At 42.6% G+C, this 18,754-nt stretch carries 12 protein-coding genes and 1 riboswitch; of the genes, 4 read left to right on the top strand and 8 right to left on the bottom strand.

Annotated elements, in window-relative coordinates:
* Nucleotides 1-28: 28 nt before the first annotated feature.
* Together Q4533_RS14920 and Q4533_RS14915 are read left to right on the top strand one after the other, a co-directional pair.
* Nucleotides 29-406 carry a DUF4144 family protein gene (locus Q4533_RS14920; protein ID WP_102436720.1) on the top strand — a complete coding sequence of 126 codons (378 nt, stop codon included), beginning with the start codon at nt 29-31 and terminating at the stop codon, nt 404-406.
* A 63-nt stretch (nt 407-469) separates the two neighbouring features.
* The gene (locus Q4533_RS14915; RefSeq protein ID WP_303503100.1) at nt 470-1,600 is read left to right on the top strand and encodes a site-2 protease family protein; all 1,131 of its coding nucleotides are present in this window, start codon (nt 470-472) and stop codon (nt 1,598-1,600) included.
* Between the two features lie 137 nt (nt 1,601-1,737).
* On the opposite strand, the gene Q4533_RS14910 is transcribed toward Q4533_RS14915, so the two are convergent.
* The 3 genes from Q4533_RS14910 to Q4533_RS14900 all read right to left on the bottom strand — a co-directional run bounded on the left by Q4533_RS14910 (nt 1,738) and on the right by Q4533_RS14900 (nt 5,488).
* The gene (locus Q4533_RS14910) at nt 1,738-2,886 is read right to left on the bottom strand and encodes a succinylglutamate desuccinylase/aspartoacylase family protein (RefSeq protein ID WP_303446519.1); all 1,149 of its coding nucleotides are present in this window, start codon (nt 2,884-2,886) and stop codon (nt 1,738-1,740) included.
* 17 nt (nt 2,887-2,903) lie between these two features.
* Nucleotides 2,904-4,253 carry a lysine-sensitive aspartokinase 3 gene (gene lysC / locus Q4533_RS14905; RefSeq protein WP_102436714.1) on the bottom strand — a complete coding sequence of 450 codons (1,350 nt, stop codon included), beginning with the start codon at nt 4,251-4,253 and terminating at the stop codon, nt 2,904-2,906.
* Nucleotides 4,254-4,456: 203 nt separating this feature from the next.
* Nucleotides 4,457-4,633, bottom strand: a riboswitch (Lysine riboswitch).
* A gap of 417 nt (nt 4,634-5,050) precedes the next feature.
* On the bottom strand, nt 5,051-5,488 hold the full coding sequence (locus tag Q4533_RS14900; RefSeq protein WP_102436771.1) for a DUF3293 domain-containing protein: 438 nt from the start codon (nt 5,486-5,488) through the stop codon (nt 5,051-5,053).
* A 703-nt stretch (nt 5,489-6,191) separates the two neighbouring features.
* Here Q4533_RS14900 and arcA point away from each other — a divergent pair.
* Nucleotides 6,192-6,908, top strand: a complete 717-nt coding sequence (gene arcA / locus Q4533_RS14895) for a two-component system response regulator ArcA (RefSeq protein WP_076540527.1) — start codon at nt 6,192-6,194, stop codon at nt 6,906-6,908.
* Between the two features lie 194 nt (nt 6,909-7,102).
* Here arcA and Q4533_RS14890 read toward each other — a convergent pair whose 3' ends face one another.
* Complete coding sequence (locus tag Q4533_RS14890; RefSeq protein ID WP_303503097.1) at nt 7,103-9,379, bottom strand: S9 family peptidase; 2,277 nt, start codon at nt 9,377-9,379, stop codon at nt 7,103-7,105.
* Nucleotides 9,380-9,628: 249 nt separating this feature from the next.
* Here Q4533_RS14890 and Q4533_RS14885 point away from each other — a divergent pair, with 249 nt between their 5' ends.
* Nucleotides 9,629-10,621 (top strand): class 1 fructose-bisphosphatase, encoded by a 993-nt coding sequence (locus Q4533_RS14885; protein WP_102436710.1) that lies wholly within the window; start codon nt 9,629-9,631, stop codon nt 10,619-10,621.
* 171 nt (nt 10,622-10,792) lie between these two features.
* On the opposite strand, the gene Q4533_RS14880 is transcribed toward Q4533_RS14885, so the two are convergent.
* The 4 genes from Q4533_RS14880 to Q4533_RS14865 form a co-directional block, all read right to left on the bottom strand.
* Nucleotides 10,793-12,034, bottom strand: coding sequence for a dicarboxylate/amino acid:cation symporter (locus tag Q4533_RS14880; protein WP_303503095.1), 1,242 nt, complete (start codon nt 12,032-12,034; stop codon nt 10,793-10,795).
* A 620-nt stretch (nt 12,035-12,654) separates the two neighbouring features.
* On the bottom strand, nt 12,655-13,875 hold the full coding sequence (locus Q4533_RS14875; RefSeq protein WP_102436706.1) for a phosphoenolpyruvate carboxylase: 1,221 nt from the start codon (nt 13,873-13,875) through the stop codon (nt 12,655-12,657).
* Nucleotides 13,872-14,534 carry a hypothetical protein gene (locus tag Q4533_RS14870; RefSeq protein WP_076540535.1) on the bottom strand — a complete coding sequence of 221 codons (663 nt, stop codon included), beginning with the start codon at nt 14,532-14,534 and terminating at the stop codon, nt 13,872-13,874. The genes Q4533_RS14875 and Q4533_RS14870 overlap by 4 nt, the downstream gene beginning before the upstream one ends.
* Complete coding sequence (locus tag Q4533_RS14865; RefSeq protein ID WP_303503093.1) at nt 14,534-18,208, bottom strand: ATP-binding protein; 3,675 nt, start codon at nt 18,206-18,208, stop codon at nt 14,534-14,536. The genes Q4533_RS14870 and Q4533_RS14865 overlap by 1 nt, the downstream gene beginning before the upstream one ends.
* Between the last annotated feature and the right edge of the window lie 546 nt (nt 18,209-18,754).

Genomic DNA, 18,754 nt, shown 5'->3' with positions numbered 1-18,754 from the left:
CTCAGTGTCACCGCCTACAGGTTTTATCATGCAAAGTATTTGTTGGCCCGCAGTCATCAAGCAGCAAAGCTGTGACGAGCTTATTTATCTAGCTAGTGATAGAGACTGGCTAGAGTTTTGCTGCTTAACTCCTCATATTGCAGGTACCTGCGATAAGTTACTCGACAGTGAAGGCAATACTTTCGATATTTCCATCAACTCAGCAACAGATACCAGCCAACCTATAACCGTAGCCGCATTGCCTCAATTAGCATTAAGCACTCAGGCTATCGACTTAATGACTTTCATTCATTATGTACGCCAACATGCCCAGCTAAATGGTCATTGCTGCAGCGCAAAGCTTATTTTCAGTACTATTAGACAAGGAATTGAAACGGTTGAATTTCTTGAGTCTGAATTTTCTTGAGTCAGCCTCACGACTCAGGCAAAATGCTGTTCCACATTTTATCCCGTAATACGAGTATCAAGCATGGAACTGTTAAACATAGAATGCCTAGGAAAACGCCTACGATTAGAGGGCTCCATGGCTGGCTGGCAACAGCTCTATTGGGATAATCAACTGGTTTCGCAAAAGTCGGCTTCTGCTGATAATCAAAGCTTTACTATCCACGAATTTGAGTTGTCTAGACCGAGTTCACTAGCAGAACCCAGTCATGATGATGTCATCACCCAAACCAACCGCCAAGTCATGAAAGTGCGCTTAGAGTCTGATGTGCAGTGGCAACCATTTATCATCAACTATACGGTTTTGGTGGACAATAACACCATTGCCGATGGCCAGCGTAACAGCAAGGACATAGAACGACAAACCCCTGAGGTGGCCCCAGTTAAACAACAAAAATTCAGTTTTGTTGGCTTAGCCTCTCTAGGTTTTAAGTTACTTAAAAGCGCCAAAGTGATTAAAACCATGCTCGCTGCAGCCAGTGTGGCGGCCTACTCTTGGCTATTTTCAATTGAGTTTGCATTAGCCTTGATTGCCTGTTTGGTTATCCATGAATATGGTCATATCAAAGCAATGAAACACTTTGGCATGAAAACCAAAGGGATTTATTTGATCCCATTTATGGGCGGCCTTGCTGTTAGTGACGAGCGTATTAATACCCGTTGGCAGAACGTGGTGATCTCTATTATGGGGCCGACTTTTGGCCTGTTTATGTCCATCGGCTGTATGCTGGCTTATTGGCTGACGGGTAATATCTTTTTTGCCGGACTGGCCAGCTTTAACGCCCTATTAAACCTCTTTAATTTATTGCCGATACTGCCTTTAGATGGTGGTCATATTTTAAAAAGTATCACCTTTTCGATGAATAGCATGGTGGGTCTAATCGCCTGTATCGCAGGCGCAGCCGCTGGGGTATTCATTAGCTACAGCCTTGGACTGGCATTACTGGGCTTCTTATTATTAATTGGCAGTCTTGAGATTGTATTTGAATGGAAAAGCCGTCATCAAAGTCATTTATTGCCCCTTGACCGTTATGGGCAAATCTTCTCGACCTTGTGGTACTTCATTACGGTTGGCTTACTGATTGCTATTATTTGGTATTTTGCTGCATCTGGCGATGAAATGCTGTCGATGCCATTAGAAATATTAAGAAGCTAGTCAAATAAATAGCAGTGCTTAACATCAACTAAGCTAGCAAGAACTAAGCCTGAGAGAACTAAGTCCGTAAAAACTAAGCCCGTAAGAACTAGCTACGGGCTTAACTTGCTGAAAAAAAATTAACTTATCTATTTAGCTTATGGAATTTCAAATACCTTAGTCATGACTTTATACAGCTCAGTGCCTTGATGGACTGAAGCTGAAGCAAAATGCAGCACTGGCACGCAATCTATCGGCAAACTCACCGAAGTGACGGCATTATCACTGCCGTACTGATCTAACCTTAATAAGGTCACTAAAGGCTCGCCAGCAGCTAACGGCTCACCAACCGCTGCGCAGTATTCCACTAAACCCGCTTTAGGGGCATGAAACTTTTTATAATCCTTTAAGTAACAGCCCCAGCGTTTCATGCTGGCAGGAGCAACATGCTCTTTGATCACTCCCCGATGGCTCAAATAGGCCAAAATACCTAGGGCATCATTTTTAGCATCTGCCATATCAATACGTTCTTGGCTTGCTAGCTCTAAGGTAAAAGCCGCCACAGGCACATCGAATATGCGCCCTTTTAACGCTGCATATTCAGTTAATTGCCACCATGGACAAAAAACCGCTTCATCCATGGCGCCGCCAAATTCATTGGGGATAATTAACGATAAGGGGATCGAGAAAAACGCGGCTGCGGCTGCATCATACTCAGGGCAATAAAGGTGCTTTGCAGATTTAGGCCCGGTATGTAAATCAAGCACGATATCAGCGCCATGGGCCATATGTTGTAATGTCACCGCTAAGCGATGCCCGGTACTAATACCCCAAGGGTTGGCTAAACGTTGCTGGCAATTATTGACTAAGGTTTGCCTAAAAGCACTAAACAAGTCCTTGTCGGCAAAGTGTTGATGCTCAGTGAACCAGCTCGCAATATCAAGTGACTGATCATAATACTCTCGGTTCCAATTCACCCCAGTGATAGGATCAAATCGCCCTAAGGTAAACTCGCCACTTTTTTGATTAATGCCTAAAGGGTTGGCTAATGGCACGCAGTGAATATCGCCTAATACAGTGTAGTCTTGCAGTAAAGTCATCAGCTGATGTATCACCGCATTACCCTGCACTTCAGCCCCATGAACATTGGCCTGAATATAAACACTGGGCGCGGCGTCATCTGAGCCTTTAAAGCTAAACAGTGGCGCCGTTAAAGCTTGGCCTGTGGCAAGCTCTCCCACTTCAACCCGAGACATGGTGGCTGAATAATCGTTAGCCTGTTCTGTAATTGAATTCACTGATGTCATACCTGCCACGTTAGCAATTATTCAAATAAGTTTTGGTGCAGAGAGTTAACCACATCTGCGGCTTCAGATTCAGCGACGAGAACACATAAGTTATGTGGGCTAGCCCCTTGGCAAATCATGCGCACATTATGCTGTTCAAGTACCCCAAAAACTCGGCTGCAAATACCTGCTGTTGACGCTATTTGATTACCAATAATCGCCACTAAAGCTAATTTATCTTCCACTCTTACACGGCAATTTTGTGATAGTTCTTGCAGTAATGACTCGCTTAATAACCCCTGCCCGCTGGAGTCAGAACCGGTTTTATCAAGCGTTAGTGACACATTAACTTCTGAGGTGGTAATCAAATCAACTGAAATTTTATGCTTAGCAAGCGTGGCAAAGGTGTGCGCTAAAAAGCCCTGAGCATGGAGCATTTGTAAGCTATGCAGGTTTAATAAAGTTTGATCGCGTCTTAGAGCCACAGCTCGATAAACCGGGGCATCTTCTACTTGATGACGGATCCAAGTTCCACCTTGTTCAGGTGCTTTACTGGAACCAACAAACACCTGAATTTGTTGACGCACGGCCGGTAAAATCGTCGCAGGGTGTAATACTTTAGCGCCAAAGGTAGCCATCTCAGCCGCTTCATTAAAGCTAATTTCAGCGATAGGTCTCGCATTAGGCGCTAAACGTGGGTCAGTGGTATAAATTCCGGCCACATCAGTCCAAATTTCTACCGCATCTGCTTTTAAGGCTTCAGCTAATAACGCAGCTGAATAATCACTGCCGCCACGGCCTAAGGTGGTGGTGTTGCCTGCTTCATCAGCGCCAATAAAACCTTGAGTCACGATCACTTGCTGAGCCAATAACGGCTGTAAATGCTCCGCGCCTAGGAGCGCAATTTGCTCAATTTGCGGCTCTGCTTTACCAAAATGGCTATCGGTTCTTAATACTTGGCGCACATCAAATGAACTTGATGGCGTTCCTTTTTGGCGAATAACCGCAGAGAACAACAATGATGAACATTGCTCACCCATGGATAACAGCTCATCAATGATGGCTTTGCTTCTATCGAGCACTAACTTATCACTAAGCACTGCCATTCTGCTTAATAGCTTATCAATCGTAGCAGCTACATCTTGTGGACGCGCCAGCTTATCAACAATGTCATATTGAATTTTAGCAATTTGAGTGACTAAACTTAAGCGGCGTTGGTCGTTCACATTGGCTTGAGTTAACTCAACCAGTAAATTAGTGACACCGCTAGAAGCACTAACAACAACGACGCGGGTATTGGCATTGGCTAAAATAATGTCCGCACAGCGGTTCATGGCGTCAAAATCAGCAACTGAGGTGCCACCGAACTTAGCAACAACTAAACTCATGCTGATACCTCCACGACATTCGTAGACATACTTTTAGTAGGTACACTTTGACTAGACATACTTTCAGTAAACATGGACTGAGTAGACTGTATTTGAACAAATTGAAATTTAGTACTTAAAAACATGATTACACTCCGAACTTACTTCGTTCGAAGAGCCTGGTGCAGTGATAACGCACCCTTAAAGAAGGGAAACAGCAATCTTTCACCAGAAGCTCTCCACCAAAAAATAGGTGACAATCGCTAGGATTCAACCTAAACGACCGATACCGAATGCCAACCAAACATACCAGTACCTCGGCGCTAATCTCCCTCATAAGCTGTCATAGGAATTGGTTTTCCTCGAACTTACTACCTAGCTAACGCTCCTCTTCTGTTTCTTCCCACAGGAAGAGCATGAAAATACCAATAAATAACAACTCAAGTCAATTGGGATATGCCATAAAGTCGTCAAATAACACAATACGTAAATAGAGACACTGAGCTCAAAATAGTATCATGTAAGCTGTTATTTATAATTTGAAACAAAAAAGTGATATAAAACAATAGTGATTAAAAAACAAAAAGTAATAACCTCAATGTAAACTCGAGGTTATTGAGTTAAAACCTTCAACTAAACTGCACAATTAAGCTTCAATATTAACAATCAAGTTTCAACAGTATATAAATAGCCATTGCCCTAATAAAAATATAAAAATAACAATAAAAAAAGGCACTTAACTAAGTACCTATAGAAGGAGTTACTGATATTAAACATCCTCGATAACTGATACAAATGTCACTTAATCGCCGATCATGTTATTCATCGTGCAAATCAGGTAATTCATTAACTAAAACCGTTCGTGGGCCAAACTCGCCAATTAACACTTCCTTGTCAGGTGCTTCACCACAGGCAAGTAATGACAACACCCCATTATCAACATAGTAAATAGCGAGCTGTTTAAACTCTCGGCCTAACGCTAACGCTTGGTCTTTTTCTATAAAGACTGCCCAACTTTTTTCCATATGAGATAAGTCTGGCGCCGCGCCAATTAAGCAACGATAGGGGCTATTAAATTGCTGAATTTTCCGTTGAAGTCGCCTATCTAACAAACGGTTTTGACACGGATTCAATTGGCTGCCTAAGGGATTATGGGCGGTGACAATGGCGAAGGGGACAGCGTAAGAAAGGCGCTGAGTAAGTAGAAATTGGGTCCCTTGATACTTAAACCAAAGGTTATCTATTGAATTATTCATCATTTATTTTTCTCAATTAATACCAATTCAGTGTAGCAAACCAAGACTTGGACCAACACCCTGTGTGATGTAAGTCACAAGAATAATAATTATATTTGACTTAAAAATCATAAACTTACCACAAAAAGCATTTTTGTAACAAATCTTCCCCGTAAATTTGTTAACATTTCATTTGTTAACAAATGCCTAAAACGAGTACAATATCTCACACTAGCTAGATTTTGCTACATAACGCTAAGTTGTGACACAAGCGACTACATTTACTGAAATTAAATCTTGGTAAAGTGTTCAAGCTTTTAAAATGTGTTCTACATTTTAAAAGACTGAATATAAATGTAGGACAAAATTAGGTTGCGAAGGAACTTTAATCAGCAATTTAATCTCTTAGTTTATATGAATCATCGGTTTTACAGATATTTTGACAGGTTGTGAGCTTACTCAAGCTCAGCATACGATCTGAATATTGATTTTTTATGATCAAAATTTACGTCACGTATAACTCTTTTATAGAAGTGCGATAAATATTAGTGCCTTAAACTGGTTTATATAATGTAGTTAGTCATGAAGCGTGTTTTGTTCAGGGCAGACATAGATAAACACCTATCGTGAATTTATAAATTATCGGCGTTTTCTTAGCTATATAACGCCACAGCCCTAGTGCAACATGACTAGAATCGAATTGTTTTTAATTTAGGTAAATGACATGCAAAACCCACACATTCTTATTGTTGAAGATGAAGCTGTAACCCGTAATACTCTACGTAGTATTTTTGAAGCCGAAGGGTATGTAGTAACTGAAGCAAACGATGGCGCAGAAATGCATAAAGCCATGCAGGATAATAAGATTAATCTTGTTGTTATGGATATCAACCTTCCTGGTAAAAACGGTTTATTATTAGCCCGTGAACTTCGTGAAATTAATAACATTGGCCTTATTTTCCTTACTGGCCGTGATAACGAAGTTGATAAGATCCTTGGTTTAGAAATTGGCGCTGATGACTACATCACTAAGCCATTTAACCCACGTGAATTAACTATCCGTGCTCGTAACCTATTAACTCGTGTAAACAGCGCTGGCGCTGAAACCGAAGAAAAAGGTTCAGTTGAGTTTTACCGTTTCAACGGTTGGAGCTTAGAAATCAACAGCCGTTCTTTAGTTAGCCCACAAGGTGAGTCTTACAAATTACCTCGCAGTGAATTCCGTGCGATGCTTCACTTTGTAGAAAACCCAGGCAAAATCTTAACTCGTGCAGACTTGTTAATGAAAATGACTGGCCGTGAGCTTAAGCCACATGACCGTACTGTTGACGTGACTATCCGTCGTATCCGTAAGCACTTCGAAAGCTTACCAGACACGCCAGAAATCATCGCAACTATCCACGGTGAAGGTTACCGTTTTTGTGGTAACTTAGAAGATTAATTTCGTCTGCAATTAATGTGCTTATTTGATTAAGCTCATTGGGTAGCAAATGAAAATAAAAGCCAAGTCAGTGACTTGGCTTTTTTATGGGCTATTAAAAATGAACTATCCCTCATGGACGATAACAAGTGATCTATAACTAATGGGCTATTATTGCCAACCCATTACCTATTACCCATTTGCTATAAACAGCGCTACTTAAGCTCGCGTTCTAAAAAGGCAGCTAAGGATTTATACAAATGATTCCTCACCTTTTCACCGCGCATAGAATGCTTTGAGCCAGGGTAGTCTATCATTTGAAATAACTTGCCTTCATCTTGCAGCGCTTTATATACGCGGGTGCTATTTTCAAACAACACATTATCGTCAGCCATACCGTGATACATCAGCAAACCAGACTGATAATTTTCCACATAAGGGGTAATGCTGCTGGCATCGTAACCTTGTTTATTCTTAGCAGGGTGACCCATATAGCGCTCGGTATAATGGGTGTCATACAAACGCCAATCGGTCACGGGCGCACCTGAAATTGCCGCTTTGAAATAATCAGGGGCTTTAAACTGGCTCATTAACGCCATATAGCCGCCATAACTATGACCATAAATAGCGATATTATCGCCATCAATAAATGGCAGACTTCTTAAGTAATCTACGCCCACTTTTTGATCGTTAACTTCTGCATCACCCATATTCTGGTAAATAACGTATTCAAACTTAGTACCACGATGGGCTGAGCCGCGGTTGTCTAATTGAAATACAGCAAAGCCTTGTTGTAATAGATATTGGGTAAAGTAATCCGCTTCACTCCAGCTATTAACCACTAATTGCGCATGTGGCCCACCGTATACTCGAACAACTACTGGTTTTTTTTTGCTGGCATCAAAATCAGTGGGTTTAAATAATCGGTACTGCAGATTTTGGCCATCTTCAGCCTTTAATTGGCCAAAATCTGGTATTTGCCATAAACCCGCAACGTCATACAAAGGATGGGTTTGGTTAATTTCATTTTGTTCTACCCACATTAAATGCTCGCCAGTGTCATTGTGCAAACTCACCTGTGGCGGCTGAATTAAACTATTGAAGTAATCTAAATAAATTGGTTTTTTATCAGCAAAGACTGCTGAGTGCATCCCGGCTTTAGTTGATAGTTTTTCAATCTTGTCACTGGTTAATGACACTCTATATAAATGGCGTTCAACAACTGTGTCTTTTCGGCCTGAAAAATACACCCAGCCCGCCTGCTCATCCACAAACTCAAGATCATCAACCGCCCACAGCCCTGTGGTTAATTGCTTTATTTGTTTACCCGACAGGTCAAATAAATAAAGGTGCTTAAAACCATCACGCTCTGAGGCCCAAATAAACGCTTGTTGTTGCTTTAAGAAATGTAAGTCATCGTTAAGGTTTACCCATGCTTGGCTGCGCTCTTTGACAACCGTGTTAGCTTTAACGTCTGAACCAGGTTTTGAACCAAGGTTAATGATGCGTAAGTCCAATGCCTGCTGATCGCGGCTTTGCCATTGAAATGATAACTGCTTGCTATCTGGCAGCCATTTTACTCGCGGTAAATACATATCCTTCTCTTTACCTAAATCAATCCACTGCACTGCTTTACTCGCCAGCTCAATCACGCCAAGTTCAATCTCAACATTGGCTTTACCCGCATAAGGATAACGCTGCTCAGTCAGTTTTATACCGTCAGCATAAATCTCATTACGGGTGACTAATTCAACACCTGACTCATCAATACGAGTAAAGGCGATAGCTGATTCATCTGGCGACCACCAGTAACCTGTCATTCGGCCCATTTCTTCTTGGGCGACAAACTCTGCCATGCCGTTTTTAATCGGCCCTTTACCATCAAACGTCAGCTGAGTTAGCTTTTCTGTTGCCAGCTCCAGTACAAAAATATTTTGCTCGCGCACAAATGACACATAACGGCCTTTAGGGGACAAACGCGCATCAGTGACAAAGCCTTCACCGGTATTTAATGCCTGCGCCTTTTGATCCGCCAAGGTATAAAAATACAGCTTGCCTGCAGCTGGAATTAATAACGCTTGGCCATCATCAGCCCAAAAGTACTCCATGATCCCTTGACCATAAATACGTTGACGTTCGCGGCGGGCTTTTTCTTCATCAGATAATTCGCCCCCAGCCAGCTTATCGGCATTAAGCAACATACTGCGCTTTGCAGTGCTGATATCCATTTGCCATAAGTCATAAAAATGCTGGTTATCTTCACGGCTAGCAAGATACGTCACTCGGCTACCATCGGGAGACAGTTTTAATCCCCGAGGGCTAGCGCCGGCCAAGGCTGGTGATGCATGAATTCTTTCTATGGTCAGTGGAGTGGTATTGCCGGATATTTTCATGGTAGAGGCCATTGCATGATCTGAAATAAGAGCGCCAGTAAACACTAGCGGAATTGCCGACAGCATCAACGCCGCGGTCGATTTCCATTTTTTAGTCATTATCAATCCTTGGGAAGCCATAAATTTATATTTATCGTTATTATTATTTTCGCTGCCAATATTAATTTAACCAAAAATCAACTGAAAGCATTATTTACCAGCGAGTTTATAACAAATCTACTGCAAGTCATATATTGCTCATCTTTTTCACGCTGTAATATGGACAAATCTGAGGTATTATCCTTGATAATAAAATAAAACATTAACCACTGGTTACCGACCTTAACCTCTACTGTCTTAGGAACAAGCATGCAAACTTTGACACAAACCCTGACCAACCAAGCAGTATCAGCTTCGCTTTCACAATTAGTACTTAGCCTTGCCGATTGCTCAAAAGCAATTAGTAAAGCAGTGCAACATGGTGCATTAGCTGGTGTTTTGGGCGCTACTGAACAAGAAAATGTTCAAGGCGAAACCCAAAAGAAACTCGACGTGATTACCAATGACATGCTCAAAGATGCACTTAAAGCTGAAGGCAATGTTCGCGGTCTTGCATCTGAAGAAGAAGATTATGTTGTTGAAGTCAATCAAGACGGCGAATACTTAGTTTGTTTTGATCCTCTAGACGGTTCATCAAATATCGATATCAACTCACTGGTAGGGACGATTTTCTCAGTGCTACCTGCTGGCGAAGGCGAGTTTAACGAGCAAAGCTTTTTACAAAGTGGCCGCAAACAAGTTGCCGCAGGTTATGTGCTTTACGGCCCATCAACCATGATGGCGCTCACCACAGGTCAAGGTACTCAACTTTATACCTTAGATCCTGACACTAACGAGTTCCTGCTCACCACAGCAGAAGTGAGTATCAGTAAAGATACCGCTGAATTTGCGATCAATATGTCCAATCAGCGCTTTTGGGAAGCACCAATGCAAACTTACATTGCTGACTTAGTATTAGGCACTATTGGGCCCCGTGAAAAGTCATTCAATATGCGCTGGATTGCTGCAATGGTGGGTGATGTTCACCGCGTATTATGTCGTGGCGGTATCTTTGCTTACCCAACCGATAATAAGAACCCTGAAAAGCCGTACAAGCTGCGTTTAATGTATGAAGCCAACCCTATGGCTTTATTGGTTGAACAAGCCGGTGGTAAAGCATCTACAGGCTATGGTGATATCCTAGATATCGAACCAACAGCTATCCATCAACGTGTTGCTGTTATTCTTGGTAGCGCCAACGAAGTGGATACTTGCTTAAGCTACCATGATGTTGATTACAGCCAAGAGCCGACAATTGATTAATTGCGCTTTTAGCTACTATTAAAAAACCGCCTGCTGGCGGTTTTTTTGATCTTGCTAGCTATTAGTGATTAGTAATGATTGAGCTAATAGAGAGCTAAGTTTTAAAAACAACATAGCCTGCAATTGCAGGCTATGTAATGTTAGCGCTTTAGCTACGATTAAATAGCGAGCTTATGCCTCAGCATTAAGCTGATGTGGTTTTTCCGTTTGATCCACTATAGTTAATACCGCAGTATCACCCACTACGTTACAAGATGTCAGTACCATATCAATAATACGATCAAGTGCTGCCACAATGGCAAAGGCTTCGACTGGTAAACCTAATTGGTAGATAAGCACACCAATCATCACCATGCCGCCGCCGGGTACGCCACCAGCGCCCACTGACAATAAAAACACACTAAATAACAATGCTGGAATTTGCTCTGCTGTAATTGGCATACCAAAAGCATTGGCCACAAAGAAAATCGCGATAGTAATGTAAATTGACACTCCGCCCATGTTCATCGTTGCCCCGAGTGGCACCCCGAATCCAGCGACAGCGCGGCTAACAGCTAACTTATCGGTTAAGGTACGCATGGTCACAGGGATGGTCGCATTTGAACTGGCGGTAGAAAGCGAGAATAAAATCTGCTCTTTGGTTTTTTCACGAAAGCTCGAGGCTGATACCGGGGTGAAAATCGACACTGCTGTAGGGTAAACCACAAAAATCCATAACAACAGCAATGCTAAGATGATAACCAGGTATTCAACCACGCTGACAAAAATAGCCGGCTCAAGGGTTGCCGCTAATTTAAACATCAAGGCAAACACACCAATTGGCGCAAGGCTCATTACCACAGTGATTAAGCGCATCATGATTTTATTGGCTGTTTGAAAACCTTGCACTGCGCCGCTAACGCACTCACCCATTGATTTAATCACGCCGCCTAACAGCAAGGCCATGAAAATAACTTGCAGCATATTACCTGAAGTAAATGCGGCAAATGGGTTATTAGGCACTATGCTAACAATCAGCTGCATTAAGTTAGGTAACTCAGTTGCAGTAATGCTCACGCCGCCATCGCTAGACATATCAACGCCTTTACCTGGCTCCAGTAACATGGCGACTAAAAATGCCGCTGTGATAGCCACCAAGGTATTAATAATATAAAAGCTAAAGGTTTTACCGCCCAAACGGCCAAAGCTCTTTAAATCTTGCAGTTCACACACGCCGCAAACAATACTGACAAATACCAGTGGCACCACTAGCATCATGATCATATTAACGAACATGGTACCAATACCGCTGGCAGCATTGACTAAGGTGCCTGAGAAGAAGCTGACATCATTGAGGGCAAATTGGACAATACTGCCCAATATTAGTCCAAAGAATAATCCGATAAAAATGCGGCTTGATAATGATTTGGTCATATCGCGAACGTTCCTAATAAAAGTCAAATTAACGCTGATTTCGCTGTTGTAACGACTTACACAGGCTCAATACTGAGGTTAATTCGACTGAAAATTTGTTTTAATTATTTTTAACGACAAGGATACTGGGACAAGAAGCAATTTAATTCAATGCTATCGATCAATTAGTTTGAGCGGCCACTGAGCAGCAGCATTTACAACTACCACCAAACTGTTGAATTAAAACAACTTAAACTAAAACAGTTGAATTATAAATATTTTTAGCAGGATTCAAGACTAAAAAACACAACACTAACAGTATTATACACTACCGCAAGAGTGCTAATGAGTTGAGAACACTACAACTCTGACGACAATTTAAGCTAATAACTAGCGTTTTATAAAAGCGCAACATTTGCTTCTATTTATCCCATGCTGGCAGCATTAACCAGTGCCCAACAAAGATAACATTAATGCAAACAAGACGCTTAATTACCACAACATTACAGCTTATTCTATTATCGGTTAATGCAGCTTTGAAGCTCGGGCTGTAGCGCTAATGAAATGACATAAAAAAGCTGCTTGGTTGGCACCAAACAGCTTTTTTGTAAATCAGTTCTGGGATGATTCACTTATCAAGTTTAAGCCAGCCATAACTCCACATCATGGATCATAAAGTTACCGTTATAAACAGGATCAGGATGGCCTATGGGCTCAAGTTCAAAATAAGCTTTGTGCTCATCGGGCAAACCTTCGTAGCCGCCAATCACTTGATAAAGCCAATTCTCAGATGCCCAGTGCAACTTATGCTCTTCTAAGTATTCCAGTGCTGATTGACGAACTCCTGAATCAATCACGGCGCAGAAGTATTCATCTACCGCTAGCTTTAGTGGATTATCAGGAATATCAAAATCCTCCACCGCAGTCATGGTCATGGACACATCGTGCTCACGCACTTTTGCCGGCAATAAGTCGCGGCTAATGGTTTTAATTCTCGCCACCGTATCGAGCAAAATAAGCTCATGGCTGGCGTTATTAACGTCGACACTGGCAGGCTTAATGATGGCTTCAGCGCAGTTAAACAATTTCGGCACAAACTTATGCGCCACATGATCATCAGGTTGATAATCAGGATGCAAATCTGTGTGCAGTAAAAAGCCTTTTAATAATCGAGTACGCCCCTGAATTTGACGAAAACGCCCCAGTAGCTCTAGCAAGCGCCCTTGCACTGCACTAATTTCTTGAATGCACTGACTTAAGGTTTCTTGCAGATTGGTCACCAGTAAGCGTCTTAGCTCGCGAATATCACCGGCGGTATCACTAAGCTCACTAAACTGGAACATTTCTAAGCCGTTGAGTAATTCAGACACCTGACTTTGGGCTAATTCATTTTCACGAATTTTGGCACTAATACTACCAACATAACCAAACTCATTATTAATACGGCCCCACAATACCCGAATGGAGTAGCGCAGGCTGTCGGTAAAGCTGTAAACGTGCTCGTTTAAGTCAGCTAAATACGCCTCTGCTGCGCCATAATCAATATTGTGCCTTGCTTCTTTGTAATGATCAGCCAGTGTTTTAATGGTGCTAAACGCCGAGCCGACATTGGCATCAATTTGCCGATTACGCTCATCACTTAAAGCTTCTTCAAGTAACGCCCGTACCGAGCGTTTTAAGCGCAGTTCTTCATCGGGCTCTGGGCGCCATAAAATGCCACTTTTTCTGAGTTTCTCAATCACTGCTGCGTCATGGGTTTGCTCATTCACTGAGCCAGCAAGATAGGCATCCATAACCACATCAGAATGGCGACTCAGCTGTTTTAGTAGCTTAACCCCCGCTTGATGTAAATTATTGCTCATAATAAATCCTTTTGGGTAGCCGTTTCAGCTTGCGCTTCAAGGCTTAACCCTTCAGTTTCATCAATAAAGCGAATCACTTCGTACAAATAATCAAGCTTGCCGGTGGCAATATAAATTTGTTTCTCGCTATTAGGTTTTACCAAATACCCCAACTCCACTAAGCGCTTAAACACCAATTTAATTTGGTTGTCGGCATTGCTACTGGTTGAGCCAAATAAGCGATATTGGCTCAACTTAGCGAGCTGCTCCATAAACGCTGGCGTATCTTCAATACGCGCTTGCAGCTCAGTTAAGCGTATTGGCGCACCTTCACTTAAAGGCGCATCTTGGCCGCTACTTTCTTGTACTAGCACCAACCATTCCACCAGCGGAATAAGCGCCGAGCAAATATCTTTAAACTGGCTAGAAATCACTTTACGTTCTTGCTCACCCAGTTGCTGGTAGCCGCAAAAGAACACATCACCTTCTGCTGCAGAAGAAATCGTGCGGTTGATTTGATTTAAATACTGCTCCACTTTATCAAAGGTGGCACTGCTTTTCAGGGCGCGCCAGCCATCTTCATTGGTGGTGCGACAAATAAACTCACCACGAAGCAGTTGCTCAATCAGCATGCCAGTGCCAACCAGTGTTGTTTCGGTACTTGCCGTAACCTCAGACATTAAATAGCCTCCTTATTGGCATGTTGACTTAAGCGTGCAGCCAATGGGTTGGCTTTAGGTTTCACCACTTGTAATTTACGGGTTTGCTTATTGATAATGTAGCGATTAGCAAACAAGTTCAGCACTTCAGATTCTGGGTTAGGAAACGCCCCTAATACGCTGATATTGTTATTAACGCAGGCATCAAATATCTTCTTCACGTTGGTGTGGTGCAAGGTGCCCAACTCATCAATAGGCCAATGAATAGTGACATCGGCTTTACCCCGTAATAGGCGAGTAAAGGCCAGTAAGAACTTACATAAAATCAGATAAGCCATACCATGACTTGAAGATTCATTAAGCTGTCTATCGGTGCGAATAATTAAGTCGCTGTTGCCTTCTTTTAAGCGCAGCTCAATTTCCAGCAGTTTAGCAATGCCGCCACTTAACGCCGAGCGACCAATAATATCTAAGGCGCGGCGCATACTTGAGGTGTAATGCTCATCAGGCAGCTCACTAAAGCCATCTGCTTTCCACTGTTTAAAGGCTTTAACAAACACTTCAAGCTCAGGCCAAAACTCAAGTTCGCTAATGCGAGAACGAATCTTAACCGCGGATTCAGATACCCCATCAAGAAACAACTCTTCACCCACTTCGCGAGTAATACGCGCGCTTTGGGAGGCGATACGTCTGTCGATGTCTGCTAATACATCGTAATAAGCGGTTAAGTCGATACCAAAAATACGCCCTTGCTCGCGAATGGCCATCAAGGATTGCGGCACCATCACATTCAATAACTGTTCAAGTTGTGGCACTAATTTACGGTAATCCAGTAGGCGGATACCTTTATCATTGCTAAAGCTTGATTCATCTCGGGCACGTTCCCAAAACTCAGCTAAGCTCGAGCCTGACTTACTGGCAATAACCGAATCAAAATGCTCAACGTATTGTTTTACTGAGCCCAGTAAATAATCACGCTGTAGTAATAATTCTTCACCTTGTCTTAAGCGCTCACCAATGCCACCAGCGGCTTCATCTTTAGTTGGCGGCAATTTAAGCTCAGCCAGTTTTCGCATCACAGCCCGCAGCTTGGTGAGATTTTCAGAAGCCTCAACTTGCGCAGCATCCGAGGCTTTTTTCAAGCTTTCAAAGTGTTGTTTACGCTGCTTAACGTCAGTGGTTTTATTGGCAAGCTGCTGTTCTAACTCAAGGGTTGCTTGCTTAACTTTGGATAAATCGGTTTGCAATTTCGGCTTGGCAATTAGCCAGGCATTTTGATACCAATGTTCATAACGCAATACATCACTGCGACGCTTTTCCGCATTACTGATTTGGGTTTCAAGATCCCGAATTTGCCCTTTTAATGCCACGATAGCCGCTTCATCAACCCCGCGAGATTTAAGCTCGTTTTTGTACCATGATTCACAGGCTTTTTGCTCTTGCTTAGCATTACTACGGCGAGTGTCGATATTGGCTTTAATTTGCCCTAGCTGATTATCTAGCGCACCGACCACATCTTGCCAATAGGCATTTTTTTCCATGCGGGCTTCAAGGGCTTGCTCTTTTTGCTCACTAAGCCACTCTAGGTGCTTATTGTGCTGCTGCTTGAGCTCGTTTTCTAATTGAATCAGACGCTTGCTGGCATGGGCTTTACGCTCGGATAACGCTTGATTGATTTGCTCTTGTGAGCTGCGCTTTTCATCAAATAAACGCCGCACATCTTCACGGCTATTTTTATAAGCAGTGCGAGCAAAAGTCAGCTCTTTATTAAGCGTGTCTAATTGATCGTTAATGGCTACCAGTTGATCTTCGTTTTCCGACTTTAACTCTTCAGCTTGAGCTAAGGCTTCTTCAGCTTTAGCTAAGCGCAGGCGTAAATCTTGCTCTGAGGCAGCATAATCAGGCACATCAATGGCTTTAAGATCTAAGCCAATACCAAATAATACCTCGCCATTACTGTCTGCAACATGGGGATGGAGATCGGTGCGGTGTAATAGTTCAGGGGCAATAACCTTACCAAAGCTTTGCTCCCAACCTGAGGACTCTTTACGCAAAAACTCTAATAGAGTGTGTGATTGTGGAAATAACACCCCTTTGACATCATCAACATCAGCTAAGCGCTCATTCACTCTCACACTGGCGATTCGAAGTGCCTCAGAGACTTGATCGCGTTTGGCGCGCAGTTTTCTTTCTTCTATTGATAAGCGATCGACTTTTTGATTACAGCTTTCTTGTTCTTCATCAGCGCGGCTAATGCGCTCATCAAACACTGCTAAGCTCATTTTCTCTTCTTCGGTGTAGCTGACACCGTCGATTTGATGTTTCAGCTCACCTTGGCTGAGCTTGAGTTTAAATTCTTGTTCAGCAAACTGCGCTTTACCGGCATCGGTTTTTTCACGCCATAAGCTGTCGAGTTGAGTTAAATCATCGTTAGCAGATTCACGCTGGGCATCACGGGTTTCACGAATGCTATCTTGCTCTTGATGCAGTGACTCAAGCTCTCGGTGTAACTGCTCAGCAATTTTACTACGGCGGGTACTGTAAGCCGCTTCAATGTCTTGGTGCTTTTCAGTTTGTAACTTATGACGCTCTGATAAGTTTTCTAAATCACTGCGCCAATTATCTAAACTGTCTAAGTCGGCTTTAGCTTGTTCAATATTGGCATTTAAAAAGCCTTCATATTGATCTTCAATGCCATCAAGCTCAGCTTCATATTTGCGGATATCACCTTGGGCGAATGACAATTCTTGGCTGATCTCATCGCGGGCTTCTTTCCATTCTTCGTCCAGAAGGCGCAGTTGTAAACTGGTCTCTTTAGACTGATTTTCACTTCGCTCTTGGCGCTGTGCTTCAAAGGTTTCATCGGCGCGATAGCCTTTAGCTAAACTGCCTAGTCGAAGCTCGGCGCTCAGTAACTGATTAAACTCTTGTTCTAGCTTTTCAAATTCAGGGCGAATTTGCTCAAAACCTTGAACTAACTGACTTTCACGGATCCAGCTTTCTACTCGCTGTGGGTTTAAGCGTGAGGTTGGCGGGTTAACACCATCTTCTTCTAAAATGGCGGCTACCATCGACTTAACGGTTTCCATTTTGCCTTCTTTAGAATGCACCGCTTTGGCCAGTTTTTCGATATGACGTAGCGAGTATTCGCTATCACACAATGAGAACTGATGGGCGTAATTACGTAGCTCGCTTTTATTGCCGCCGGTGGACAATAAACTGCGATCATGTTGAATAATCGCGCGGTATTCTCGGGTATTCAGCAAGTTAGTATGCGGCACCGACTGGCGCTTCATTTCACGGCCTAACTCCGCCATGGTATGACAAATGATGGTATCGCCATTACGGTTTTTAACGTAATCATCAAGCTCGAAACCTTTGGCAATAAAGCGGTAATTCACCCCTTTACCGTCACCGGCGGATGCCATTAGCGCTTGATAAAGCTGGCCGTCACTCTTTTGATATTCATAGATGATGTAACTTGAATCATGGGGAAGATACCAACGCTCAAAACTGTCACGGGTTGAAGGCACGACTCGGCTAGGGTACTCACCATAAAACACTGGGACTAATCGCTGCAGTGTGGTTTTACCTGAAGCATTGGTACCACAAATGTTGGTGTGTCCATCTAGCTGCAGTTCCACCACACCAGGAAGGTGAGTATTAATTAACACTATTCTGATCAAGCTTGGCATTGGCATCCTTTTGCGTACTTTCCGCAACGGCTAAAAACAAGATTTTAGGGAATTTATTTTAATGAGCTATAAGTTAAATCAAAGCGCTGAATGAAGCAATTTAGCTGATAACAAAGCGTGAAATAATAACCGATAAAGGCTGCTTTACTCGCCTAACAAAGCAGCAAACGGCCAGTATATTGTTTTTACCAGCATGAAGTTGTGGGATATCACTTAGGTTTTATGCGAGGCTAAGGCGGATAAGCTGATTCAGAGATAAAAAAACCACCTTTGCGATGGCGTTAAAAATGAATATAACCAAATAAAATTTCACTATTAGTCAGCAGCTCCCCCCCCCTTTTCACTGATTCAGGTGCCCCTTTAATAACCATTCCAGTGCGTTATTTTTAACAGCGCTAAACACAAAAAAAGCCAGCTTATTTAAATAAGCTGGCTTTTTGTCAAAATTCAATAATGCGTTAAGCACTTTATAAACGCTTTTCTATCAGAAAAGCTTTTCGATTAAGAGCACGAACAAAGTGATTCGTTTTCGTTACAACACTGTCA

It is taken from the genome of Shewanella sp. 6_MG-2023, from assembly GCF_030547195.1.
Classification (GTDB): Bacteria; Pseudomonadota; Gammaproteobacteria; order Enterobacterales; family Shewanellaceae; genus Shewanella.
The sequence above is the reverse complement of the archived record's forward strand: the minus strand, read 5'-3'. Positions and strand labels throughout refer to the sequence as shown.